The organism is Paraburkholderia acidisoli (assembly GCF_009789675.1).
Classification (GTDB): Bacteria; Pseudomonadota; Gammaproteobacteria; order Burkholderiales; family Burkholderiaceae; genus Paraburkholderia; species Paraburkholderia acidisoli.
Genome location: NZ_CP046916.1, coordinates 604,758 through 624,197 on the forward strand (window position 1 = coordinate 604,758; position 19,440 = coordinate 624,197).

The window sequence follows — 19,440 nt, forward strand, 5'->3', positions numbered from 1 at the left end:
AGAAACACCCTGGCACAGTCTTTTCGTGACTAGATTTGATTCCCATGCCCTTGCCGGATGCCAAACTATTGTCGTGGCATGGAACAACCGTCTCGTCGGCAGGAACGCGCCAGCATTCGGACGCCACGCGCAAGTAGCAATCGGCCCCGCGGCACGCTTCAAGATACTTCGACCCTCCGCGACGGTCGGCTTCTTAACGCGCCGCTTCATCTCGCTTCTTTTAAGTTGCTGTTTCGCCGTAGCGAGGGGCCATGCGCTTCGTTTGAGAGGCGTTTTGCGAGGGCCGAATGATGAGCGTTTCATTCGCTCCGCTCCGATTTTATGGGCCGAAATTTAAATGCGAACGCCCACGGCCCAACTATCAAACGCCAACACGATCCGTCCTTCATGATGAGATGCGACAGAGATATCACGTGGTATAGACGGCTGCGACTTTTGCGCGTGCGGTCATACCAAATCTTCTTCCCGCCGTGACCGGTAGCCTTTCGAATTATCATTTCCTCACCTTGCAATCAAAGACCTTCGAGCCGACCAAGAAAGAGCCCATAAGGTTGCATTCAGCGGAAACGGTGGAATAGGCTAGTACCCATGCTACAAAGAAAATTGCAGCGCCTCGGATCATTTCGACCTCCTAAAGCCGACAGCAAATCCTTGCGCGATTGCGGCCACGCAAAGATAAGCGATATATCCCAAAAATGCCGTCAAAATTGGATGCTCACCCATGAATTGCCAGCCGTTCATAACGTTCTCGCTTCGGCGCGCTTCGTCGCCTCAATGGTCCGCCATGCCTCAATCTTTGCTTCGGCTGCCGTGATAAGCCAGCGGAGTCTTTCCTCCTCAGCGGTCGCGGTTTGCAATGCCTCCAGAACCTCGATGTATTCAGGATCGGCGTAGGCTTCGCGCTCCTGCATCGCAGCAGTCTTGTGGCCTTTAAGCTCCGCCGATCGCATCAAAAGTGCCTTCTTGCTCTTGCGAAAGTTCTCTAGATATACGCGCTGAGCTTTGGCTTGTGCGTATTCCGGTGCGTTGTCGCGGATAAAATCCAGACAACGGAAGATGTTCAGTTCGCTATCGTCGCTCATCCCATTCTCCCCAGCGCGAACGCACAAACAGTCACCAGACAACATACCCACCATGTGCCCGATTCAGGTCCGATTCGGCGGCATGTCAGCGACAGAAGTAGCACCATTATTAGGGCAGCCAAGAGAAGGCCGGTCAGTGCGAAGTTGGAGGTAATCATTTCACACCCACATAGCACTCACGCATACAGACCGGGCAGTTGTGCCGAAGAACATCGCCATCTCGCTGGTTCGAGATGTATTGGCATTCGCGCTGCGTAGCCTCAAAAACCGTTTTGCAGCGAGTGCATTGGAACGTATAGGCACGTTCTTCAGGGATTTGACCGCGAGTGATGATTTTCAAGCGGCCTCCTTATTTCCCGCAGCCCAGAATTCGGCGGTCGCCAACTCAAGCAGCGTGCCAACGGTTTCCTCGATCTTGTAAAGGATTTGCATCGCCTCTCTAGAAACAAATCCCTTTGCACTCGCTTCTTCGAGCTTCGATTGCAATTGCCCAATCTTCACCACCAGCTCAGCACTCTGCATCTTGACCTCTCCATTTCACGTTTTGATTTGCCAGCGCCCAGCCATTCGGGCAGTCGCGCCATGTTTCGCCGTCAAACCACATTCGCCACTCGTAGATCCAGCCGCCATCGAATACCTCAGCCTCGTAATAGCCAACTCGGACAGGCTTTTGATTCGGCTCGTACCAGTCGGTCTTCACGCTGCTTCCTTTTTGTCGTCATTCGTTGATTGAGCGGCTAGGGCGCGACGCTGCGCTTCCTGCAAGATGCGAGCGAATTTGTCGTGTCCGCAGAAGATGCCGTTGTCGGCCATGATGGTCAGCATCTCCCGGTGAGTCATTCCAACGACTAACTCGGTAGGTTCTTTGAGGGGCTTGGTCATTTCATCTCCAGCATCGCGCCTTTAATCGATTCCTTTATTGCTTCCTCAATCGGGACGTACTTTTCGGCATCCCAATAACCGTCGTATGTGTAACATCCGCTCGGATCGCGAACCGTGATGTACCAGCGCTCATCGTCAACGCGCTTTACCCAAATCTGATGACTGTCCCACTCGCCGAAGAATTCGTTCGGTTCGTTGATATCGACGGTGCCTTCGTCGAGGATTTTTTGTAGGGTCATGCCGCCTCCTTCAGATCGTCAACATCCATTGATTGCTGATAGATTCTTGACGGCAACGTCGCCAAACTTTTTTCGTCTGCGACACGCGCCCCGAAGAGGGCGGCTGTGAGCGGATCACGATTCGGAGTGGAAGATTTCGTAGCGGCTTTCTTTCCCGCTTTTCCTCGTATCGCGCACGATGAAGCTTCATTTTTTCGCTGCGCACTTCCGGAGATTCCGGCTCCGGATATGACGCATCGGGCTTATTGCCGAACGCCCAGATACGCGTTCTACTGCCGCCATTTTTCCCGATGTCATAGTCACAGATATAGACCTTTTTATTTTGATGGAAGCATTCTAGGACGTGATCAATCGTGACTTGCGATAGACCAGTCTTGATTACGAGAGAGAGGTAGTGGCTTGCTTCGACTCGCGAAGTGCGACACTAATTGCCTCTACGTTCTCAGGCTTGTGAGGGAGGTTCAGTGAAGTCTTCGAGCGTCGTTTAAAGACTGGCAATTTCGCCCAGTCCGATTGCCTCATCACGAATGGGGTATGTCGCGGTTTTTTGCACACTACGTATCCGGAATCTCGGCGACAAAATGAAGCCGCTCTTTGCGATACAAGCGAGTACGAATGTCCACAGCTACTGTCGGGTTCATGCTGCCTCCTTCAAATTTGCGATCTCACGGGCGACTGCGGCCCATGCGGCAATGCTTCCTTCGATGGCCCATTCGTAGCGCAGCCAATTTTCAGCAGTGTTCACGCCGAGTTGCTGGCCGAGCGCCCACACTGCGCGCCATTCGTCGCGGTCCTTGCGATAGAAAAGGACGGGTAGCGCTTTTTCGCTCGTTGCTTGCATCGTTGCTTGCAACCACCAATCGGAGACTTCGCCGCGCGTTGCCGTAGCGTGTCGCTTCACTTCGATGCACCAACCGGGGACGCCTTCAAGATCAGATTCGCCATCGAGTTGTCGAACCTTGCGGCGAACAGTCCAGCCAGTCAGGTCGGAGACGATCAACGCAATCTCACGCTCGCCGGTCTTTCCTTTGTTACGCGACTTCAATCCCATTTCGCACTCCTATGCATATCTGTTACTTGTTGGCCCATCGAGTTATCTCCGTTTAGACGTCTACCGTATCCGCTAATTCGCCCACGTAAGGGTGGGGTATTCCGTGCGTCGCGCAATACACCGCCAATCCTTCGCCGCCACTAGCTGCGTAACCTGTTCGATGGGCCTGCGCGAGCGATGCAAGGTAATGGCTAAATTCGTTCGGCGACTCCCGAAGTGCGGCCTTTACGTGATCTTTCATCCATTCTTGCCACTCGTAATACCAAGCGAGATATTTCAAATCCTGAAGAAGTTGGGGAGAGATGCGCATTAGAAGCTCTCAAGATCAACCGATTCGCCGTCAACCGGATATTTCCTCGGCAACTGCCCACGGTTTTCAACGTATTGCATTGATGGACCGTCAAACCAAAGCCCGAACACGCCTTCGTAATCGCCGTTGCGCTGCTTTTCGAGAGACAGGTAGCAATCCGGCTCGCCCATCACCAAATCGGCCTCTTCGCGCTTTAGTTTCAGTTTTTCGCTGCCAACCGCTTCCTTGCGCTTGTTGCGCCACACGATGAAAAGATTGTCGGCAAGGTCGGTAATCGAACCGCTGCCCTTAACATCGAACTTGCCGGGCCGGTCGTATTCACTGCCACCTTTCTTCACGTGAGCAATCAGGTGAATGTGCGCGCCGGTATCGTGAGCAATGGCCGTCAGCGAATTCACGAAATCCTTTTGCCCGTTGTAGTCATCGTCTCCAGGCACGCACTTCATCAGGTTGTCGATGACGAAGTGTTGAATGTGGTAGTTGTCCACGGCGTACCGAATCACAGCGAGCATCTTTTGCGGCTTGACGCTACCGGTGTGGTCATAGAGCCACAGACGGTTATCAGTCCAGCTATGCAGGCTACGAATGAACTCCTGAGAAGGGCGCGCATCTCCGGCAGCCTGCTTGCTCATGCGCAGCATCGTCTTTTCTGGCTTCATTTCCAGCGAAGCTATGCAGACGCGTTGATCCTGCATACACAGGTCAAGCGCCACCTGGCTCGTGAGCATCGACTTGCCGTGGCCGTTAATGCCGCCCCAGATCGTGACCTCCGAACCGCGAAACGCAAACCGGCCCTCGGTTTTTTGCCAGCCCAACTGAATATCCGGCACCGTCGCGCGCGTATATAGCGCGTCGATGACGCCTTGCGACCATTCGCTGGCAGGGCGGATCTTATGAACGTCCTCCGGCTCGGACATGTAGTCCGACAGGTTGATTTTTTCTCCGTCGATGACTCTCATTTCAGAAGCCCATTTTCAAAATTCACGTTCTTGCCAACTGAACCATGGCATCAGTTCGATATTCATCGTCCTGCCGCGTGCACGCTTGCAAAGTTCAGCAATGTCGGCGGGGTAATCGAAATACACACCAGCGCCGCTTTTGCGATCCACATCCCACAACGAGAGAGACTTAGGCCGCTCGTTGCGGATTGCCTTCAGCGAAGCCGCGACAGCCTGTCCGCGACGCGCGAACGCAATCAGGTCAAGCCCAACCGTCCAGCGCCAGTCGTAATCGCGATCCGGGCGCGCATACACCGTGAAACCGTTGTCCTCGTTCGCGATGCGGCCGATGAACGAGACAAGCACCCAAGCGGCAGGTTGTTTGCCTTGTTCGCGCAGGGCGGCGATCTGGGAAGCGTTGGCAGCCATCACAGGTATTTCTCCCCACTCGCGAACAGTGGGACCACGTTGCTTTGTCCAAGCTGACCGACATAGCTCGCGAACTTCGTGGCGTTGAACAACGTTTCAGGCCGCAGGTACTGAGACCACTTCTCGTCGTTCAGCCATTCATCAGTCTTTGCGTCGATAACGGCTACGCAATCAGCCTCGGTTGCTCCCTCCTTGAGGCGAGCGCGTATCAGCTTGAGGTTCGACTCAACCGGCTTGTAAGACCTACCCGACTTTTCGTTCAGGTGGGCAAGGATTGCCTTGGCAACGTCCGGCTCGCCGGACATATGCTTTTCTTTATCTTCTCTACTCTTATCTAATCTATCGTTCCCGAGCGTTGCATCGTGTTGCATCTGCGTTGCATCCGTTGCATAGCGTTTCTTTTCGTCCCTGTGTTTGCGACTGCGTTCCGTACTGGAAAGCGCGCCGGTATTGGGATTGCCGGAATCTTCGCGCTTCGGTTGGCGATCCTCCCAACGAGCGAGACGGCCATCAACAATCAGATTTTTCTCAACCATTGCATCGAAAATCTTGCGAACGCTTCCATCGTCCAAACCAAATGCAACGTCGTAATCGTTGCAATCGAACGATGCAACGTTGCCGCGCGTTGCATCTGCGTTGCATTGCGTTGCATTGCTCGCGCATTCCAGAAGCGCAGCCCAAACAGCGATAACCGATGCGACTGTCTGCCCGCTCTTGCGAGCGACCCATCCGAACTTGGGGTCGTTCACCGTGCCATGCCACCAGCGGAGCCAATCCATTTCCTACCTCAGTTGTTAGTGCCGGCGGTTGACTGGTGTGAGTCTGCGTAGCAAGCCTCGGAGAGCCACTTACAGACGACCGGGATTTGATCTGGATGCAAGGTGACGACTGAATTCCCGCCATTCCCGTCATCCTGCTGAATCCAGATAACGCCGCCTTCATTCGTGATCTTGACGCCGAACATTTCCATCTCACTTCCCCTTAATCATCCGAACCAACGACTGGCAGAGAAGGTGCGCCTGTTGCTTCTTGGCCTTCTTGCTTTTCAGGCGGGCGATGTTCGTCGCCATGCGATCTTGATCGCGTTGCATTTCAGGCTTCATGTTCAACAGGTCACGCTTCATCGCTGTTGCTCCAACCGCATAAAGCGGTCACGTTTTCTTTACTCATATGGCATCGAAGTGCCAAATTTACCGATATATGGGCCGCGAAAAGCGGCTCTCGCCGCTCACAATTTTTTGACCCTTATCGTCCTATGCTGCGTTCCTGGGCTCCCCCAGGAAGTCCCCCGGATCTGTCCTGAACCACTCAACTTCCATCTTCGAAAGTGGCTCGGGCGATTCGATAATCCGTTGTGATCGCCCTCGGACATACCGGCTGTACCTGATGTGGCCGTCGTTGGCGGCCTCGATACGGACTAGCGGTATGTGATTAAAGATTCTCTCGTTCATGCGGCCCTGGTCTCCAATCGTTGTGACAACTGCTCCTCAACGAGTCGAGAAACCAGCGCCTGCATTTCCGGGGAAAGTGCAGGTTCCGTTTTCTCGATCATTTCTTCAAGCTGGGTTTCGCGGCGAGCCGCGTATTGGCGAATCGCCCAGTTTGAACAAATGCGCTGAAGAACAAGTTCTTGATCGGTAGTCAGATAACCTTTGCCCATCTTTACTTTCGCCAGGTGCGGGCCGCTGAAGCCCAGATACCCGGCGATTTCCGCTTCGCTCATACGACGAAGGCGGTACTCCAGACAGAGACGAACGGCGTCGCTGTAGTCCTTGCACGACTTGATCAACAGATCATCAAGGGAGCGCATCGGCGGAACGTCAGTAATCACCGGAAGGGACAACTGAACGAGTTGGTCGAAGCTTTTCATCGAAATCGCCTTTAATTGACTGTTGATGCGTCTTGCTTTAACTGTTGGCTATAGGGAAAATAATTGGCGTCACATCGGACGCCAAGAAGAAAATTTGAAACTCTTAAATTGTTGCTGCACGCGCCAACTTTTCCTTACCGCTGGAGCCGCCGATGGGTGGCTGGACGTCATCACTCGATTCGACATCGGTAATCTCGTTTGCCTCGATTTGCCGCTGACGAAGCAATTGTTGAAGGTCAGTGACAAGTTGATAGGAGGGGCGCGCTTTCCCGATCTTTCCGTTTTGGATCTCGGAGATGGTCGACTGAGCGCAATGCACCGACGCCGCAATTTCCGCCTGGGTCATGCCGAGGCGCTTCAATTCGAGAACGATGTGTTGGATGTCCATGAATCAAAGTATAGGCGTACCGATATCGGAATGCAATAGGCAAACCTATGCCATTCTGTATCAGAATTCCGATAATTATGAAAACTACGCTAGGATCACGTCTAAAGCAGGCGCGCAAAGAGGCGGGGCTAACTCAAAAAGAGTTGGCCGCAAAAAACGGGTATCAAACAACCGACCGTCTCTGAGTTAGAAAACGATACCTATCAAGGATCGTCTTATGCGCCCCAGATCGCCGCAGTGCTCGGCGTGGAGGCTCTATGGCTCTCGTCCGGGAAGGGGCCGCAGCGCTCTCAGCACAATTCCTCGTCAGCCAATGGGCCGAGCAAGTCGCCAACGACGCCCGTTATCGCTGGATTGGAAGCGGGAAAAGAAGCTACGATTGGGAAAACAAAGCCAGCAGCGTATGGGAATTTTGAACATGCGCCAGTGGGCTATCGAGAGATCCCAGTAATTAGTTACGTGCAGGCCGGCATGATGACAGAAGCAGTAGACCCATTCTCATTGGGCGACGGGTTTGAAACACTAACCACCGATCTGGATTTATCTGGGGGAGCGTTCGGCCTCATCATCAAAGGGCTGTCCATGTCCCCTGAATTCAAGGAGGGGGATAAGGTAATCATCGATCCGGCCGTTGCTCCGCACCCTGGTGATTTCGTTGTGGCTAAAAACACCGAAGAAGAGGCCACCTTCAAGAAGTACCGGCCGCGCGGGACGAGCGAGCGCGGCGAGATGATTTTCGAGCTGGTCCCGCTGAATGATGATTTCGCGACCCTTCATAGCGAGCGCGATCACCTTCACATTATCGGGGTCATGGTCGAGCATCGTAAGTACCGACGACGCTGATCTCACGATTCAAAGCTCCCCTGTTTGCAACCAAGCCCGCCGCGAGCGGGCTTTTTTGCGCCCTCAACTAGCCAGAATAAAAATCTCCAAAAAATATCGGATCGCCTATTGACTCAAAGTATCGGCATGCCTATACTTCACTCCATCAACAGCAGCAACCCAGCGCAACGGCGCGACGATCGGGGACAGCGATCGTGCTCTTTAAAAATTGACGACCGATGAATAGATGCGAGCAATCGTGTCCAGCCCAATGCCTCGTGCGGCTGAAGTAAAAGCGCGAGAAATGGCGGCCTGATGAGCTGCTACCGAAAGGCGCCCCGTGTCGATGGCGTGGTAATCGATGCAAACGTCCCCGGCCCGGAGCTGGCTTGCCAGGTGTTGCCGCGGCGGGGACGTAAAGCAATGTTGAGTGAATGACGCTGTGCGGCGTGGAGAGCAGACACGCAACGCAAGCAGGGAGCAGGCCTGCAACCCCTAGCGCATTGAATGGAAGCCCGTTGATTAATTACCTTTCGGTACGTTCCCGGCTTCGCGCAGCGTGGGTGGGGGTTCCAATAGCTAAAACTGGTAGCCAGATTCGCGACTGGCCACAGCGTCATTCACTGAGCAACGCAGCAGATTCAGGGAACGGGAATGCGCAGGCTGATGCGCCTTGTGAAAGCGATCGCAACGGAACTAAGTAACGCCATGGGGCGGCCCTAAAGCGATTCGCGAAGCTTGGGGAGGCACCGCAAGCCCGAAAAGTCATGCCAGAGATCAGCACCGGCCCCGTTCCCTGAGTTTGTTTTATTGCCGGATGAGTCCGTTGGCCGACGGTATGAATCAATAAGAGTTGCGTTGCGGTTAGCTACCGCTTTTCTGGTTACCCAGACACAACCCAAGGGGTTCGAATCCCCGATCCGGCTCCATTCAATACAGCAATCTAAATCGCGCCCGTTCCAACGAGTAGGCGCCGCTTAGATTGTTGTCAAACAGAAAGTTAGGACAACTGGAGATATCTATGAGCGAAATCAATAGCGCAATCGAACTGCCGGAACTCCGCGAAGGCGAAATCTACCTCTGCGGCCTCGTCAACGGTAATGGCAGCGTGACGCACACGATCTTGCTTCCGGGTGATAACGACGACGCCAACTGGAGTGCGCAGCTCGAATGGGCGAAAAGCATCGGCGGCGATCTGCCGACGCGCGTGGAACTCGCAGTTGCGTTCGAGCAGCATCGCGATCAGTTTCAGCGCGACTGGTATTGGTCGAATCAGGATCACGAGGACGATAGCGCCTACGCCTGGTATCAGGACTTCGGCGACGGCTACCAGAACGACGACCTCAAGAGCGACGACGTTTGCCGCGCGCGGGCCGTCCGCAGATTAATTATTTAGTCTTTATCAATTTAATTCGAGCACGCCGGAGATGCTTTATGAGGGAGATCCCGCTGTCAAAGGGCTTGACCGCTATTGTGGATGACGAAGACTTCGATACCTTGCGAGGCTTCAATTGGTTTGTATCGAGTTGGGGATATGCGGTAAGGAATGCGGGTGGAAAACAAATTCGTATGCATCGACAAATAATGGGTGTCGAAAACAATCGGCAAATTTTGATCGATCATATCAATATGGATCGACTTGACAATCGACGATCAAATCTGCGTTCCTGCACGCAGTCACAGAATCTTTCAAATCGCCCCTCTCCGAAAAATTCCACAGGATTCAAAGGCGTCACAAAAAGGAATAAAAAATGGACGCCGAGGATTTTTTACAAGGGGCGTATGAGACATCTGGGTTGTTATACGACACCTGAAGAGGCACACGAAGTCTATTGCTTGTGGGCTGATTTGATTCAGGGCGAATTCGCGCATTATGGAGTGAAAGCATGTCCCTCTACGCCGACTTAACCCGCGAGCCGATACGCCAGCGGGTATCGCGGTACATCTTAAGGTATTGGTTGCACTACAGCGAGTACAGAAATAGTCAGTTTGTGCGCACCGTCGATCTCGTTAGCGAGGTTGTGTGGTGTTAGCCATTTACTTCGAGAGGGAGTAGCGACATGCCCACATGGATTTACTGGACCGCACTTATTGCTGCGGCAGACGTAGCACTGGTGCTGTTTTTCAAAGGTGCAGCGCGAAAAGATGAGCCGCGCGAGTTTCGGCGGATTCGAGCAATGGAGGGGCCGCAATGAGCACGATCCACCAAGGCAACATATCCGAACGCCTCAAGAAGTGTATCGCCGAGATAACGGGCCTCAACGCTGAAGAGATCGCCGACACATCTTCTTTCGCTGACCTCGGTTGCGATTCCATCGAACTACTCGAAATCGTAATGGCTGTGGAGGACGAATTTGGGATCGAAGTTTCGGATGACGACGGCGATAAGTTGAAGACGGTTCAGCAGGCGATTGATTACGTTACGGCGAAAGTTTAATCTCCATTCGGAAAACAACATGAGCGCAGATAAACGCAGCGTAGCGACCGACGCACTGGAAACTCTCGGCACGATCATCGACGGCTCGCAGGCGCGCGATGCCATTCACCTGGCGGTTGAGCCTGTGATTGCCGCCCACAACATGGAACCCGGCGCGCACGTCGGCTTGATGGCTGACGGCAGAGCATCCGAGATTGCGGACAAGCATGTAGGCATCGTCGACCCGTTCTTGAAGGATGGCGTTTGTGCGGGGGAGCGCTTCTGGCTCGTCGTCTATCCGCGTCAGATTACTTCGCTTCGCCATGTTTGGGAGCACCCAGATTTCGCACGATCGCCAGATGTAACGCTCGCACCGCAATACAGCGAATCTGAGCAATGGATTCGCAACTTTGCCGATCGTGTGAGCCTTCAATACGACATATTGATGGATGGCGCTCGCGATTGGGTGGATAGCCAAAAGCGCGGTAGCTGGGGGGAATACCTCTGTTTCGGCGGTCTGCTCGAAGGCGAGTGTGCCGGACGAGTTTTGGCCACACTACGAAGCTGTAACGGGTGAAAAGGTTGAGGAAACTCATCGCGGCTCGTTCTTCACCTGTAGCTGCTGATTTTCAAAGCGACGGCCGCTCTAAGCATCTATAAGCCGCTGAGGTGCAATGCCTCCGCCCGGTCCCCGTCAACGGACCGCCCTGATGTGTGCGTCATGCCGCGGCCGGGTTGATCTCCGGTTTGGCGTGGGCGGTCCCAGCAGTTCGAATCTGCAACGCATGGCGCACGCATGAGGGTGAATCTCGAAAGAGACGACGGAGTTTGTCGCCGACACGTCAAGCGTGTGACCGATACGCCGAAAGGCTGGTAGTGCGCGACACGCCCTCACCAATGCGCCCGAAGCCGCGACCGAAAGGCCGGATCTGAGGGGTAGACCGCCGCAGTTCCCCCAGGCGGGCAGTCGGGTGGAAGCCCCGGCCCATATACATAGGAGTCCGATATGTCAGAAATAATCGAACTAGCCTGCTTCATCAAATGCGACGGCGGCCTTGAAATCGACAATGCCGATTTGGTACTGGTCTACGAAGAACACATGAACGATCGCATCGAAATCAAGGCGAAAAGCATCGTGCCCCATGTGAGCGATGCGCAACTTGTTCGTGCGATCAGGGACGCGCTTAAACAGCGCAAGGCAGATTCGAAGGTTGAAGCGGCGCAGGCTGCGGCGGGAGTGTGAGATGAAAACTTCTGGGCGAAGGTATTTTTATTCTCTCGGTTTTCGGTCCGTCGACCCTAGCTATACCGGTCCCAGAACCGAGTCACTTAGCCATCAATGGGCTCTCGATTCATTCACCCAAGGACAACATGACGGTCGATGGGCCCGTGCTCGAAATATCACAAAAGAGTGGCCTACGCAAAAACTTGTCGATTCAATTACAGGGAAATGAAATGAAAGTCACTTTGACGGGCTTCCTCATGGCCCAAAAGCTCACCCGATACGACTATGAGCAACGCTGCATCGTCGGCGATTTGAATGTTACGTTCAGTCACTACGATTCGTCGATCTATAACGCCGATCAAGTTGTTATCGGACCCCATTCGTTTGAGGTCGAAGTCCCGGACGACTTTGATATGCGAGATGGCCTCGTTGCCAATCTCCAGCGCGAGAAGCGCAAGGCCGCTGCCGAATATCAAGCCCGCATCACTGAACTTGACGGCCAGATTGGCAAGTATCTCGCCATCGAAAACGCTGCGGAGATTCGCGATGTACACCACACCTGAGTTCGAAATGGCATGTCGAATCAACACGGTTGCCTGCATCGTTTTCTTCGCCCTGTTCGTTGTACTCGCGATTCTGGAAATGGTGCCCGGCGTCAATAACTGGCTGTTTTCGCTGTTTGGAGGTGCGCTTTGAAAACCATCAAACGTCTGGTTGACTGGAATGACCGGCGCCGTGCCCGCGAAGCCGTGCAAGCGTATTGCGATGACCGCGTGAAGGCAATTCGCGCTCTCGATACGGCGCATCGGCTCGCCCTTCGTGCAACGGAAGAGGCGGCGAAGCTTGAAGCGGAACAATTCCGCGCTGCGTTCTTCGGTGGCCGAGATCAGGTGCATTCAGGGTTCATGGAGGGATCGGCAAAGCTGTTCGGTATTGCTGAACCCACGCGCTATACGGTGAGCGTGTTGCCGTTGACCGCAATCGCACCCCTTCGTTTGGTGAAGGCAGCATGAAGTCATTCATCAACTGGACTAACCGAAACCATCTACTCGCCGCCTGCCTCGGCCTATTCGTCTACATGGCAATTCTTATTGCCGCCAGTGCATGGGATGAGCATGCGGATAGTACGGTTAGGGCGCAGATTGTTGCGCAGCACGCCACATAATTCAATTCCGATTTGTCGGATTCGCGGCTAAGGAGCCGGACATGGACAACCAAAAGACACACTGGAAGCGACTCATCAATCCCGATTACATCGGGGCCTACGCGCTAAATCCGGACGAGGATTTGACGGTAACGATTGACTATGTGCAGCGTGAGCAGATCGTCGGAACGGATGGCAAGAAGGAAGAAGCCACGGTTGCACACCTCAAGGGCAACAAGCCCCTCATCCTCAATGTTACGAACTCGAAATCAATCGCCAAGCTCTACGGTCCGTACATTGAAGAATGGGCGGGAAAGGAAATAACCCTCTACGCGAGCATGACCAAGGCGTTCGGTGATGTTGTCGAGTGTCTGAGGATTCGTCCCAATGTAGCCAAGAAGAAAAAGCCGTCGATTACACCAGATCGCCTGAAGAATGCAATCAAGTCTATCGTATCCGGCCAGTACACGACGGAGAAGCTCCGCGCCAATTTCGACATCACCAAGGCGCAAGAGAAAGAAATTAACGACGCTGTGCGCGCTGCCGTGGAGGGAAAAGAGAATGCTTAAGATTCGTTGTTCGTCACTGAGCAAGATCATGACTGAACCGAAGTCGAAAACGGAAAAGCTTTCAGTCGGAGCGAAGACGTACATCGAAGATCTTGCAAAGGAATTTGTCTACAACTACCAAAAGGTAGTTACCTCGAAAGAAATGGAGAAGGGGACGCTCGTTGAGCCGCACGCAATCCAACTGATTAATGACGTGTTTTTCACTAGCTACGAGAAGAATGCCGAGCGGCGTGAGAATGAATGGCTAACTGGTGAGTGCGATATCTTCGTGCCAACTACAAAGATCATTGATGTCAAATCTCCTTGGTCGCTCGCCACGTTTCCTGCCACTATTTTTGCGGGACAGAATAAAGATTACGAATGGCAAGGGCGCGGCTACATGATGCTCTGGGATGTTGATCTTTTTGAGATCAATTATTGCATGGTCAACACACCCGATGAACTTATTCGATTCGAGGATCCGAACGTTCATTACGTTGATCACATTGAACCATCTCTTCGCGTTACACGCGTGCCATATGAGCGCGATTCGGAACTTGAAGAAAAAATCAAGGAAAAAGTGGAAGCTGCCCGCGAATACTTCAACGAAGTAGTTGATTTGATCGCAATGGAGCATGCCGCCTAATTTACCGCCTCAGCATCGCAGCGGATCGGCACAAGCGTTTCCCGCGGAAGACGCGATGCAGAGGCCCAATTTCTCAACAAGGAGATGCAATGCAGCAACTTCAAATTCCGCCGCTCGAAGAAGGCGAAATCTACATCGGTGCGATCGGCGACAAGAATGGCGATTTTTATCATGTGATCTTGCTGCCCGGCGACAACGGCTATGCACCGTGGCAGGAGCAGATGGATTGGGCAAAGAGCATCGGCGGTGATCTTCCGAATCGCATCGAACAGGCCATGCTCTGGGCGAACCACAAGGATCAGTTCGAGCAGGACTGGTACTGGAGCAACGAGACGTATCACCGCAATGACGCCTACGCCTGGTATCAGGGCTTCGGCATCGGCGGCCAGAGCTACTACGGCCACAAGGACGACGACAGGTGCCGAGCGCGGGCCGTCCGCAGATTGCCCATTTAATCATTCATCTATTTCAACGGAGCATCGCAATGACGATCACGCTTGAGGCCATCGAGGCCAAGCAATCGGAGATTTCGAAGTTGATCGAATCGTTCAAGAAACAGTCAACTCGCAGCACCATTACGATTTTGGGCGCGACGATCAAGCTGGAGGCTGGCGAACATTACGCCGGCATCATTCTCGGAGACGACGGGCAACCGCTTCATCACTTGATTCTTCTCCCCGGCGACGTAGACGAAAAATCGTGGTCGGACGCGAAGTCGTGGGCCGCAGAGCAGGGCGGGGAATTGCCGACTCGACGCGAACAATCACTGCTATTCGCGAATTTGAAACAGTGTTTCGAGTCACGTTATTACTGGTCGGCGGAAGAGCGTGAATCGGATTCCGCCTACGCCTGGTGTCAGGACTTCGACGACGGCTTCCAGTACGACGGCCACAAGGCCAGCAGCGGTTGCCGAGCGCGGGCCGTCCGCAGGATAGCGGTAGGAGCATGACTTGGCGACCATCGAAAGCCTGATGAGTCGCACGCGAAAAGTCGGCGACTGTCTTGAGTTCACAGGTTACATCTGCAAAGCGGGCTATGGCCTCGTTTGGCACAACGGCAAGAACCGACTGGCCCATAGGGTGTCGTTTGATCTTCATCACGGAACGATTACGGATGGACGCGATGTGATGCATTCCTGTGACAACAGAAAATGCCTCAATCCAAAGCATTTGAATCTCGGGACGCGATTAGAAAACATGCAGGACATGATCGCGAAGAGAAGAGACAAACATCCCTGCGGATTGCACTCTGGAATGTCGAAAATCACGCCCGAGATTGCCATAGAAATCAGGCGTAGATATACGCCATATAGTCGGACGGATAGTTCTTGCGCTTTGGGGCGCGAGTTTGGCATTTCACAGGCCGCAGTATGGGCAATTATCACCGGCAAGACATGGGCTGATTGCTCGTAGCTACTTTGGTCTGCTGCGTCAGGCTAGCGCGAGTCATCAGGACCGCGCTGCACTAGCCAATGTGGTCCGCAGTCAAGGTCATGCGGTCGACGGCGCGCTCACGAAGAGCTATCGACGGGCACTCCATCAGTAACCCTTTCCGTCGGCAGCAAATCCCGCTGTCGGCGTGTGTTGAGGCGCCTGTCCGGGCCTCCTTTTTCGAGAGACATGATGGAATTCACCGTCCCGCAACTTGTTCGCCACAAACCATCGGGTAACGTTCTGGTAACGCGACGCTATTACGAAGCGACTCAATCGCGCGGTGCAGGCTATAGCTGCTCACCAGTCAAGAACAGCAACACAACGCGCGGCTATCCCATCGATGAGCTTGAGGCGATGGTACGAAAGCGCGGCGTGATTGATTACGACCTCGATATCGTGCCTCGCGCTCAGGGCGTCCTCAATTGGGAGGTTATTGAGCCCGTTGATCTTGCGCTGACTCTCTCGAACGTCGCCGCATGCGCTGGATGGACCGCATACCCCGAAATCGCGTGGGTGCAGAAGCCGGGTGACAACAGGAAGTCGTGGGCGCGCATCTTTCTCCATGGCACGCAATGGGGCGGTTGGACGGGCAGGCTCACGCCATCGTATATGAGGGCGGTCAGTCGAAGTATCCGAGTCACTTGCGCGATGCGGTAGTTGATGCCGCAGTGCGTGCCGTGCACAAACGCAGCGAGCCAGCTGGAAATCTAGCCGCAGCCGTTCTGGATATGGAAGCGACGAAATACTACCAGCGCGAGGCCGCGATGCCATCAGCGTGGCTCCTGTCGATCTGCAAGCATGAAGTCGTCGACACCGGCACCGCAGATAGCAAGATGCGCGGCTGGCACCCTGCACACTGCTCGAAATGCGGCATGAATCTGTCCGTCGATTCGAGCGACTGAACCCCAACTGATTGAGTGAGACGAGCATGAGCGATATTCGGCATCAACTACGCGATCTAAGAGTCAAGGAAGGTGTCACGCAAACAGATCTCGCAAAATCCGTGGGGCTGAATAGAACCTCGATCACGAACATTGAGTCGCTGCGTCAGAAACTGACGATGGACAACCTAATCTGCATTGCGGACGCGCTCGACTATCGAGTCGAGGTCAAATTCGTCAAGCGTCGCTAACCCACCACTAACGCAGAGACGCATATGAGCGATACCGCAAAGAAGCTCCAGCAGATCCAGGTCGTGCGAGACGAAGACGGCTACTTCCACCATCCCGACCTGCGCCACTTCTGGGACGTGACGATGGGTGGCGCCGAGCATTGCACGAAGGAGCAGTGGCAGGCATTCGAGGCGGAAGCAGGCGTCAAGACGCAGATCGTCTACCTCGAAAGCGAGGACATGAACCACCCAGCTTACGTCGAGTACTTCGAGAAAGGTGGTGGCGTCGGCCTTTGGAATCCGGCGCCGCCTTCCGGTTGGTGGCTGGTCGAAATCAGCGATACCGAGGATGGCCCGTTCGCAGTCTGGGCAACGCATGCCGACACTCACGAGGATTGAACCAACATGGATGCTAAAGAACTGAAGCCGTGCCCGTTTTGCCGTAGCAGCGACGTGTGGACTGAATCCGCGCTGGGCAAACGCCAAGTGCTATGCAACTCGTGCGAGGCGTCCGGGCCTACTGAAGAGACGGACGACGAAGCAATCGACTCGTGGAATCGACTCGCCGCTATCCCTTCCGATGCAGCGCAAGCGCCGATCATCGCTTGGGTGCGCGCCGACGATCCCACCGACGCCGTTTCGGATGCAAAAAAGCGCGGCATGATCGAGAGCGCCGGGGCACCCGGCAAGAAGCTCGCCGCGTGCTATTCGGTGCCTGCATACGCCGCTCCCGTCGCCCCTGCTGCGGCAGCGCCGAAGCTTGTAATCGACGGCAAGCCGACCGAGAAAGGCATCTACGCGTGGATCGTCGAAGGCTCTGCGGCACTCGTGCACGTCCACAAGCGTCCGACCGATCATTCCCCGGGCAACGTGCTCAACGGCTCGCTGATCCATAACTGCGCGTTCTACGATGGCTGCGCCATTGATCAATGGACTGGCGGAACTTGGTACGGCCCGCTCAAGCATCCTGCCGCCCCTACGCCTACCGTCGCCGCAGATGCGGCAGCGCCGAGCCTGACGCAAGACGAAATCGACATGCTGATTCACGTGCTGCCGGAGCACTTCGGCCTTGATCGCGCGCAGCAGATCATCAACGCGCTGAAAGCTGCTCCTGCACCCGCAGCGCAGCCCGACGAGCGCGCGGATGCACTGCAAGATATGGCTTTCGTGAACGGCGTGCAGGCCGGCTATAAATTCGGCTTGGTCGAGGATCACGCTGCCTATGAGAAGTGCATCGCGGCGCGCGACGGCTATTTGAAAGTGCTGCGCGAGACGAGCGCCACCATTCAGCACTCCGACGCGCAAAGCGAACGGCAACGCCCGGTCGCGTGGGAATGCGCATCGCCGATTGGCGAAAAGCCCGCGCTTGCGTTTCTCACGTCGAAGGCCCCGACGCGAGAGCACTACGAGGCCCAGGGGTGGCGCGTTACGCCCCTCTATCTCGCCGCCCATCCCACCGAGCAGCGCATGAGCGATGCGGAACGCGGAGAAAGTCATGAGTAGTGAATTGAAACACTGCCCGTTTTGCCGCCGATTGCTTTCCGGGATTCAGCCATCTCTCGGTCTCGTGCAGGTCGTATGTGAGATATGCGAAGCGGCTGGACCGACAGCAGAGACAGAGGAGGAAGCCATCTCTGCATGGAACTCCGCTGACCCTGCATTGGTTGCGGCATTGCAAAAAGCGCTAGCTTACTGGATGCCCAAAGTGTTTGATGATCGCTCGGCGCATGACGCGTATCTGCTCGTCGGATACGAAGGCGAAGACGAAACCAGTTGCTGGGGCGATCAGATGGTCGCCGCGCTTCCTCGCTGGATGCCCGTCGACGAATCGCTGCCGACCGAACCGGATGGTATCTGGCGATCCTTAAGCCCGATAACGATTGGGGACTCATGAGCGATACGGCACTGCAAGTCGAATTCGATGCGTACACGAACAAGCCCAAAGCGTTCACGTGCTTTTACGACCATCACGGCGACGAGGATATTACTGAGGCCGTCACACACTGGATGCGCATGCCTTCCATCGACGCCGCCCGCAAAGGATCCAGCCAATGAGCGAAAAGCGAGTCTGCTACTGCCACCGTTGCTGGAAAGAAACGGAAGAGCACGGCATCGGCTTTTGTGCTGAATGCTACAACCCGGCCTACGACACCTATTTCCTGCCGATGGACCGCGTGCGTCATAAGGCGACGGGGGAGGAATTGACGATCAACAGCGCGCACTACTTTTCCGTGGATGGGCGCCCCATGTTTAGTGTCTGTCGGAGACTCAAGCCCGGCGAAGAGCATCCTGGGCAACTCTACTATCAGGACGAGTGCGAGTTTGTCCATCGGCACGTTTTCCGTCCGTACAAGGGAATCCGCCGTTGCGACTGCGGGCAGATTTTCACCACGATGGCGGACACGATGCCGCCGAGAGAAAAGGTGACATGGCAATGACTATGCAAAAACATCGCGTACCGCGCCCCGCTGCGCAGGATGGTGCGCAATGAGCGAAGCGACGGAAAAATGTGCGCACGATGATGCGCAGAGCCGGGCGAAGTTTGAGGCGTGGTGGAACAGCGACGAGATATCGAGCAGCGTTTGGTGGTGGCGCGTAAAGAAGGTCGACGCATTCGATATTTGGAAAACCACTCGCGCCGCAGCGCTGGAGGAGGCGGCGCAACTCATTGACGAGGAAACGGAAAACGCACGCCATGAGCGCCTTTATCCAGGTCTCGTCGGAACGCTTGAAGAATGCGCCGACGCTATCCGCGCCCTCGCCAAATCCGAAGGGGTAGGCTGATGACCGATTGGCGATATGCCGAATACGCTCCCGAAGGCATCGAAGTCATGACCAAGATTGACGACGCGAATGGCGTGCGCAATGTCCAAACTCTCGTGCGGCGCGGAAATTTATGGTTCTTG

The 19,440-nt window shown here is 54.7% G+C and carries 34 protein-coding genes; 22 read left to right on the plus strand and 12 right to left on the minus strand.

Annotated elements, in window-relative coordinates:
• Window positions 1-737: 737 nt before the first annotated feature.
• From FAZ98_RS31350 to FAZ98_RS31405, 12 genes are all read right to left on the minus strand, one after another.
• Window positions 738-1,082 (minus strand): hypothetical protein, encoded by a 345-nt coding sequence (locus FAZ98_RS31350; protein WP_233272955.1) that lies wholly within the window; start codon window positions 1,080-1,082, stop codon window positions 738-740.
• Between the two features lie 336 nt (window positions 1,083-1,418).
• Window positions 1,419-1,604: a hypothetical protein gene (locus tag FAZ98_RS31355; protein WP_158957578.1), complete on the minus strand. Its 186-nt coding sequence runs from the start codon at window positions 1,602-1,604 to the stop codon at window positions 1,419-1,421.
• Entirely contained in the window at window positions 1,591-1,782 is a 192-nt protein-coding gene (locus FAZ98_RS31360) for a hypothetical protein (RefSeq protein WP_158957580.1), read from the minus strand. The genes FAZ98_RS31355 and FAZ98_RS31360 overlap by 14 nt, the downstream gene beginning before the upstream one ends.
• Window positions 1,779-1,964, minus strand: coding sequence for a hypothetical protein (locus tag FAZ98_RS31365; RefSeq protein ID WP_158957582.1), 186 nt, complete (start codon window positions 1,962-1,964; stop codon window positions 1,779-1,781). Before FAZ98_RS31365 ends, FAZ98_RS31360 begins: the two co-directional genes overlap by 4 nt.
• Window positions 1,961-2,203 carry a hypothetical protein gene (locus FAZ98_RS31370; protein WP_158957584.1) on the minus strand — a complete coding sequence of 81 codons (243 nt, stop codon included), beginning with the start codon at window positions 2,201-2,203 and terminating at the stop codon, window positions 1,961-1,963. Before FAZ98_RS31370 ends, FAZ98_RS31365 begins: the two co-directional genes overlap by 4 nt.
• 637 nt (window positions 2,204-2,840) lie before the next feature.
• The gene (locus FAZ98_RS31375) at window positions 2,841-3,254 is read right to left on the minus strand and encodes a putative PDDEXK endonuclease (RefSeq protein WP_158957586.1); all 414 of its coding nucleotides are present in this window, start codon (window positions 3,252-3,254) and stop codon (window positions 2,841-2,843) included.
• A gap of 309 nt (window positions 3,255-3,563) precedes the next feature.
• The gene (locus FAZ98_RS31380) at window positions 3,564-4,523 is read right to left on the minus strand and encodes an AAA family ATPase (RefSeq protein WP_158957588.1); all 960 of its coding nucleotides are present in this window, start codon (window positions 4,521-4,523) and stop codon (window positions 3,564-3,566) included.
• A gap of 15 nt (window positions 4,524-4,538) precedes the next feature.
• Window positions 4,539-4,931 carry a hypothetical protein gene (locus FAZ98_RS31385; protein ID WP_158957590.1) on the minus strand — a complete coding sequence of 131 codons (393 nt, stop codon included), beginning with the start codon at window positions 4,929-4,931 and terminating at the stop codon, window positions 4,539-4,541.
• Window positions 4,931-5,710 carry a conserved phage C-terminal domain-containing protein gene (locus FAZ98_RS31390; protein ID WP_158957592.1) on the minus strand — a complete coding sequence of 260 codons (780 nt, stop codon included), beginning with the start codon at window positions 5,708-5,710 and terminating at the stop codon, window positions 4,931-4,933. The genes FAZ98_RS31385 and FAZ98_RS31390 overlap by 1 nt, the downstream gene beginning before the upstream one ends.
• A 192-nt stretch (window positions 5,711-5,902) precedes the next feature.
• A complete protein-coding gene (locus tag FAZ98_RS31395; RefSeq protein WP_158957594.1) occupies window positions 5,903-6,055 on the minus strand; it encodes a hypothetical protein in 153 nt (50 codons plus the stop codon).
• A 323-nt stretch (window positions 6,056-6,378) separates the two neighbouring features.
• Entirely contained in the window at window positions 6,379-6,801 is a 423-nt protein-coding gene (locus FAZ98_RS31400; RefSeq protein ID WP_158957596.1) for a hypothetical protein, read from the minus strand.
• 103 nt (window positions 6,802-6,904) lie between these two features.
• Window positions 6,905-7,189, minus strand: coding sequence for a helix-turn-helix domain-containing protein (locus FAZ98_RS31405; RefSeq protein WP_158957598.1), 285 nt, complete (start codon window positions 7,187-7,189; stop codon window positions 6,905-6,907).
• Window positions 7,190-7,660: 471 nt separating this feature from the next.
• On the opposite strand from FAZ98_RS31405, the gene FAZ98_RS31415 reads away from it, so the two are divergent.
• From FAZ98_RS31415 to FAZ98_RS31520, 22 genes are all read left to right on the plus strand, one after another.
• Entirely contained in the window at window positions 7,661-8,032 is a 372-nt protein-coding gene (locus tag FAZ98_RS31415) for a LexA family protein (protein WP_158957601.1), read from the plus strand.
• 1,000 nt (window positions 8,033-9,032) lie between these two features.
• Window positions 9,033-9,407 carry a DUF1566 domain-containing protein gene (locus FAZ98_RS31420; protein ID WP_158957603.1) on the plus strand — a complete coding sequence of 125 codons (375 nt, stop codon included), beginning with the start codon at window positions 9,033-9,035 and terminating at the stop codon, window positions 9,405-9,407.
• A 38-nt stretch (window positions 9,408-9,445) separates the two neighbouring features.
• On the plus strand, window positions 9,446-9,919 hold the full coding sequence (locus FAZ98_RS31425; RefSeq protein WP_158957605.1) for an HNH endonuclease: 474 nt from the start codon (window positions 9,446-9,448) through the stop codon (window positions 9,917-9,919).
• A 283-nt stretch (window positions 9,920-10,202) separates the two neighbouring features.
• On the plus strand, window positions 10,203-10,448 hold the full coding sequence (locus FAZ98_RS31430; RefSeq protein WP_158957607.1) for an acyl carrier protein: 246 nt from the start codon (window positions 10,203-10,205) through the stop codon (window positions 10,446-10,448).
• Window positions 10,449-10,467: 19 nt separating this feature from the next.
• The gene (locus FAZ98_RS31435) at window positions 10,468-11,004 is read left to right on the plus strand and encodes a hypothetical protein (RefSeq protein ID WP_199272495.1); all 537 of its coding nucleotides are present in this window, start codon (window positions 10,468-10,470) and stop codon (window positions 11,002-11,004) included.
• A gap of 429 nt (window positions 11,005-11,433) precedes the next feature.
• Window positions 11,434-11,670 carry a hypothetical protein gene (locus FAZ98_RS31440; RefSeq protein ID WP_158957609.1) on the plus strand — a complete coding sequence of 79 codons (237 nt, stop codon included), beginning with the start codon at window positions 11,434-11,436 and terminating at the stop codon, window positions 11,668-11,670.
• 212 nt (window positions 11,671-11,882) lie between these two features.
• Entirely contained in the window at window positions 11,883-12,215 is a 333-nt protein-coding gene (locus FAZ98_RS31445; protein ID WP_158957611.1) for a hypothetical protein, read from the plus strand.
• Complete coding sequence (locus tag FAZ98_RS31450) at window positions 12,199-12,348, plus strand: hypothetical protein (RefSeq protein ID WP_158957613.1); 150 nt, start codon at window positions 12,199-12,201, stop codon at window positions 12,346-12,348. The genes FAZ98_RS31445 and FAZ98_RS31450 overlap by 17 nt, the downstream gene beginning before the upstream one ends.
• Window positions 12,345-12,665 carry a hypothetical protein gene (locus FAZ98_RS31455; protein ID WP_158957615.1) on the plus strand — a complete coding sequence of 107 codons (321 nt, stop codon included), beginning with the start codon at window positions 12,345-12,347 and terminating at the stop codon, window positions 12,663-12,665. Before FAZ98_RS31450 ends, FAZ98_RS31455 begins: the two co-directional genes overlap by 4 nt.
• Before the next feature lie 193 nt (window positions 12,666-12,858).
• Window positions 12,859-13,365 carry a hypothetical protein gene (locus FAZ98_RS31460; protein WP_158957617.1) on the plus strand — a complete coding sequence of 169 codons (507 nt, stop codon included), beginning with the start codon at window positions 12,859-12,861 and terminating at the stop codon, window positions 13,363-13,365.
• Between the two features lie 28 nt (window positions 13,366-13,393).
• Window positions 13,394-13,990: a hypothetical protein gene (locus tag FAZ98_RS31465; RefSeq protein WP_233273029.1), complete on the plus strand. Its 597-nt coding sequence runs from the start codon at window positions 13,394-13,396 to the stop codon at window positions 13,988-13,990.
• 89 nt (window positions 13,991-14,079) lie between these two features.
• Complete coding sequence (locus FAZ98_RS31470) at window positions 14,080-14,445, plus strand: DUF1566 domain-containing protein (RefSeq protein ID WP_158957621.1); 366 nt, start codon at window positions 14,080-14,082, stop codon at window positions 14,443-14,445.
• 29 nt (window positions 14,446-14,474) lie between these two features.
• Window positions 14,475-14,939 (plus strand): DUF1566 domain-containing protein, encoded by a 465-nt coding sequence (locus FAZ98_RS31475; protein WP_158957623.1) that lies wholly within the window; start codon window positions 14,475-14,477, stop codon window positions 14,937-14,939.
• A 1-nt stretch (window position 14,940) separates the two neighbouring features.
• A complete protein-coding gene (locus FAZ98_RS36000; protein ID WP_158957625.1) occupies window positions 14,941-15,402 on the plus strand; it encodes an HNH endonuclease signature motif containing protein in 462 nt (153 codons plus the stop codon).
• A gap of 563 nt (window positions 15,403-15,965) precedes the next feature.
• On the plus strand, window positions 15,966-16,325 hold the full coding sequence (locus FAZ98_RS31485; RefSeq protein ID WP_158957627.1) for a hypothetical protein: 360 nt from the start codon (window positions 15,966-15,968) through the stop codon (window positions 16,323-16,325).
• Between the two features lie 26 nt (window positions 16,326-16,351).
• Window positions 16,352-16,555 (plus strand): helix-turn-helix transcriptional regulator, encoded by a 204-nt coding sequence (locus FAZ98_RS36220; RefSeq protein WP_158957629.1) that lies wholly within the window; start codon window positions 16,352-16,354, stop codon window positions 16,553-16,555.
• A 24-nt stretch (window positions 16,556-16,579) separates the two neighbouring features.
• A complete protein-coding gene (locus FAZ98_RS31495) occupies window positions 16,580-16,933 on the plus strand; it encodes a hypothetical protein (RefSeq protein ID WP_158957631.1) in 354 nt (117 codons plus the stop codon).
• 6 nt (window positions 16,934-16,939) lie between these two features.
• Window positions 16,940-18,037 carry a Lar family restriction alleviation protein gene (locus FAZ98_RS31500; protein ID WP_158957633.1) on the plus strand — a complete coding sequence of 366 codons (1,098 nt, stop codon included), beginning with the start codon at window positions 16,940-16,942 and terminating at the stop codon, window positions 18,035-18,037.
• Window positions 18,030-18,428: a Lar family restriction alleviation protein gene (locus FAZ98_RS31505; protein WP_158957635.1), complete on the plus strand. Its 399-nt coding sequence runs from the start codon at window positions 18,030-18,032 to the stop codon at window positions 18,426-18,428. The genes FAZ98_RS31500 and FAZ98_RS31505 overlap by 8 nt, the downstream gene beginning before the upstream one ends.
• Window positions 18,425-18,589, plus strand: a complete 165-nt coding sequence (locus tag FAZ98_RS31510) for a hypothetical protein (protein ID WP_158957637.1) — start codon at window positions 18,425-18,427, stop codon at window positions 18,587-18,589. The genes FAZ98_RS31505 and FAZ98_RS31510 overlap by 4 nt, the downstream gene beginning before the upstream one ends.
• Window positions 18,586-18,972 carry a hypothetical protein gene (locus FAZ98_RS31515; protein ID WP_158957639.1) on the plus strand — a complete coding sequence of 129 codons (387 nt, stop codon included), beginning with the start codon at window positions 18,586-18,588 and terminating at the stop codon, window positions 18,970-18,972. Before FAZ98_RS31510 ends, FAZ98_RS31515 begins: the two co-directional genes overlap by 4 nt.
• 49 nt (window positions 18,973-19,021) lie before the next feature.
• Window positions 19,022-19,318, plus strand: a complete 297-nt coding sequence (locus FAZ98_RS31520; RefSeq protein ID WP_158957641.1) for a hypothetical protein — start codon at window positions 19,022-19,024, stop codon at window positions 19,316-19,318.
• Window positions 19,319-19,440 lie beyond the last annotated feature (122 nt).

What these genes read in the sequence shown, in the direction of transcription:
- FAZ98_RS31440 (WP_158957609.1), top strand. Translation starts at nt 11,434, where the DNA reads ATGTCAGAAATAATCGAACTAGCCTGCTTCATCAAATGCGACGGCGGC.
- FAZ98_RS31505 (WP_158957635.1), top strand. Translation starts at nt 18,030, where the DNA reads ATGAGTAGTGAATTGAAACACTGCCCGTTTTGCCGCCGATTGCTTTCC.
- FAZ98_RS31365 (WP_158957582.1), bottom strand. Translation starts at nt 1,964, where the DNA reads ATGACCAAGCCCCTCAAAGAACCTACCGAGTTAGTCGTTGGAATGACT.
- FAZ98_RS31465 (WP_233273029.1), top strand. Translation starts at nt 13,394, where the DNA reads ATGACTGAACCGAAGTCGAAAACGGAAAAGCTTTCAGTCGGAGCGAAG.
- FAZ98_RS31450 (WP_158957613.1), top strand. Translation starts at nt 12,199, where the DNA reads ATGTACACCACACCTGAGTTCGAAATGGCATGTCGAATCAACACGGTT.
- FAZ98_RS31395 (WP_158957594.1), bottom strand. Translation starts at nt 6,055, where the DNA reads ATGAAGCGTGACCTGTTGAACATGAAGCCTGAAATGCAACGCGATCAA.
- FAZ98_RS31390 (WP_158957592.1), bottom strand. Translation starts at nt 5,710, where the DNA reads ATGGATTGGCTCCGCTGGTGGCATGGCACGGTGAACGACCCCAAGTTC.
- FAZ98_RS36220 (WP_158957629.1), top strand. Translation starts at nt 16,352, where the DNA reads ATGAGCGATATTCGGCATCAACTACGCGATCTAAGAGTCAAGGAAGGT.
- FAZ98_RS31425 (WP_158957605.1), top strand. Translation starts at nt 9,446, where the DNA reads ATGAGGGAGATCCCGCTGTCAAAGGGCTTGACCGCTATTGTGGATGAC.
- FAZ98_RS31445 (WP_158957611.1), top strand. Translation starts at nt 11,883, where the DNA reads ATGAAAGTCACTTTGACGGGCTTCCTCATGGCCCAAAAGCTCACCCGA.
- FAZ98_RS31385 (WP_158957590.1), bottom strand. Translation starts at nt 4,931, where the DNA reads ATGGCTGCCAACGCTTCCCAGATCGCCGCCCTGCGCGAACAAGGCAAA.
- FAZ98_RS31470 (WP_158957621.1), top strand. Translation starts at nt 14,080, where the DNA reads ATGCAGCAACTTCAAATTCCGCCGCTCGAAGAAGGCGAAATCTACATC.
- FAZ98_RS31515 (WP_158957639.1), top strand. Translation starts at nt 18,586, where the DNA reads ATGAGCGAAAAGCGAGTCTGCTACTGCCACCGTTGCTGGAAAGAAACG.
- FAZ98_RS31370 (WP_158957584.1), bottom strand. Translation starts at nt 2,203, where the DNA reads ATGACCCTACAAAAAATCCTCGACGAAGGCACCGTCGATATCAACGAA.
- FAZ98_RS31495 (WP_158957631.1), top strand. Translation starts at nt 16,580, where the DNA reads ATGAGCGATACCGCAAAGAAGCTCCAGCAGATCCAGGTCGTGCGAGAC.
- FAZ98_RS31420 (WP_158957603.1), top strand. Translation starts at nt 9,033, where the DNA reads ATGAGCGAAATCAATAGCGCAATCGAACTGCCGGAACTCCGCGAAGGC.
- FAZ98_RS31475 (WP_158957623.1), top strand. Translation starts at nt 14,475, where the DNA reads ATGACGATCACGCTTGAGGCCATCGAGGCCAAGCAATCGGAGATTTCG.
- FAZ98_RS31405 (WP_158957598.1), bottom strand. Translation starts at nt 7,189, where the DNA reads ATGGACATCCAACACATCGTTCTCGAATTGAAGCGCCTCGGCATGACC.
- FAZ98_RS31510 (WP_158957637.1), top strand. Translation starts at nt 18,425, where the DNA reads ATGAGCGATACGGCACTGCAAGTCGAATTCGATGCGTACACGAACAAG.
- FAZ98_RS31435 (WP_199272495.1), top strand. Translation starts at nt 10,468, where the DNA reads ATGAGCGCAGATAAACGCAGCGTAGCGACCGACGCACTGGAAACTCTC.
- FAZ98_RS31460 (WP_158957617.1), top strand. Translation starts at nt 12,859, where the DNA reads ATGGACAACCAAAAGACACACTGGAAGCGACTCATCAATCCCGATTAC.
- FAZ98_RS31380 (WP_158957588.1), bottom strand. Translation starts at nt 4,523, where the DNA reads ATGAGAGTCATCGACGGAGAAAAAATCAACCTGTCGGACTACATGTCC.
- FAZ98_RS31415 (WP_158957601.1), top strand. Translation starts at nt 7,661, where the DNA reads ATGATGACAGAAGCAGTAGACCCATTCTCATTGGGCGACGGGTTTGAA.
- FAZ98_RS31355 (WP_158957578.1), bottom strand. Translation starts at nt 1,604, where the DNA reads ATGCAGAGTGCTGAGCTGGTGGTGAAGATTGGGCAATTGCAATCGAAG.
- FAZ98_RS31400 (WP_158957596.1), bottom strand. Translation starts at nt 6,801, where the DNA reads ATGAAAAGCTTCGACCAACTCGTTCAGTTGTCCCTTCCGGTGATTACT.
- FAZ98_RS31500 (WP_158957633.1), top strand. Translation starts at nt 16,940, where the DNA reads ATGGATGCTAAAGAACTGAAGCCGTGCCCGTTTTGCCGTAGCAGCGAC.
- FAZ98_RS31430 (WP_158957607.1), top strand. Translation starts at nt 10,203, where the DNA reads ATGAGCACGATCCACCAAGGCAACATATCCGAACGCCTCAAGAAGTGT.
- FAZ98_RS31350 (WP_233272955.1), bottom strand. Translation starts at nt 1,082, where the DNA reads ATGAGCGACGATAGCGAACTGAACATCTTCCGTTGTCTGGATTTTATC.
- FAZ98_RS31520 (WP_158957641.1), top strand. Translation starts at nt 19,022, where the DNA reads ATGAGCGAAGCGACGGAAAAATGTGCGCACGATGATGCGCAGAGCCGG.
- FAZ98_RS31375 (WP_158957586.1), bottom strand. Translation starts at nt 3,254, where the DNA reads ATGGGATTGAAGTCGCGTAACAAAGGAAAGACCGGCGAGCGTGAGATT.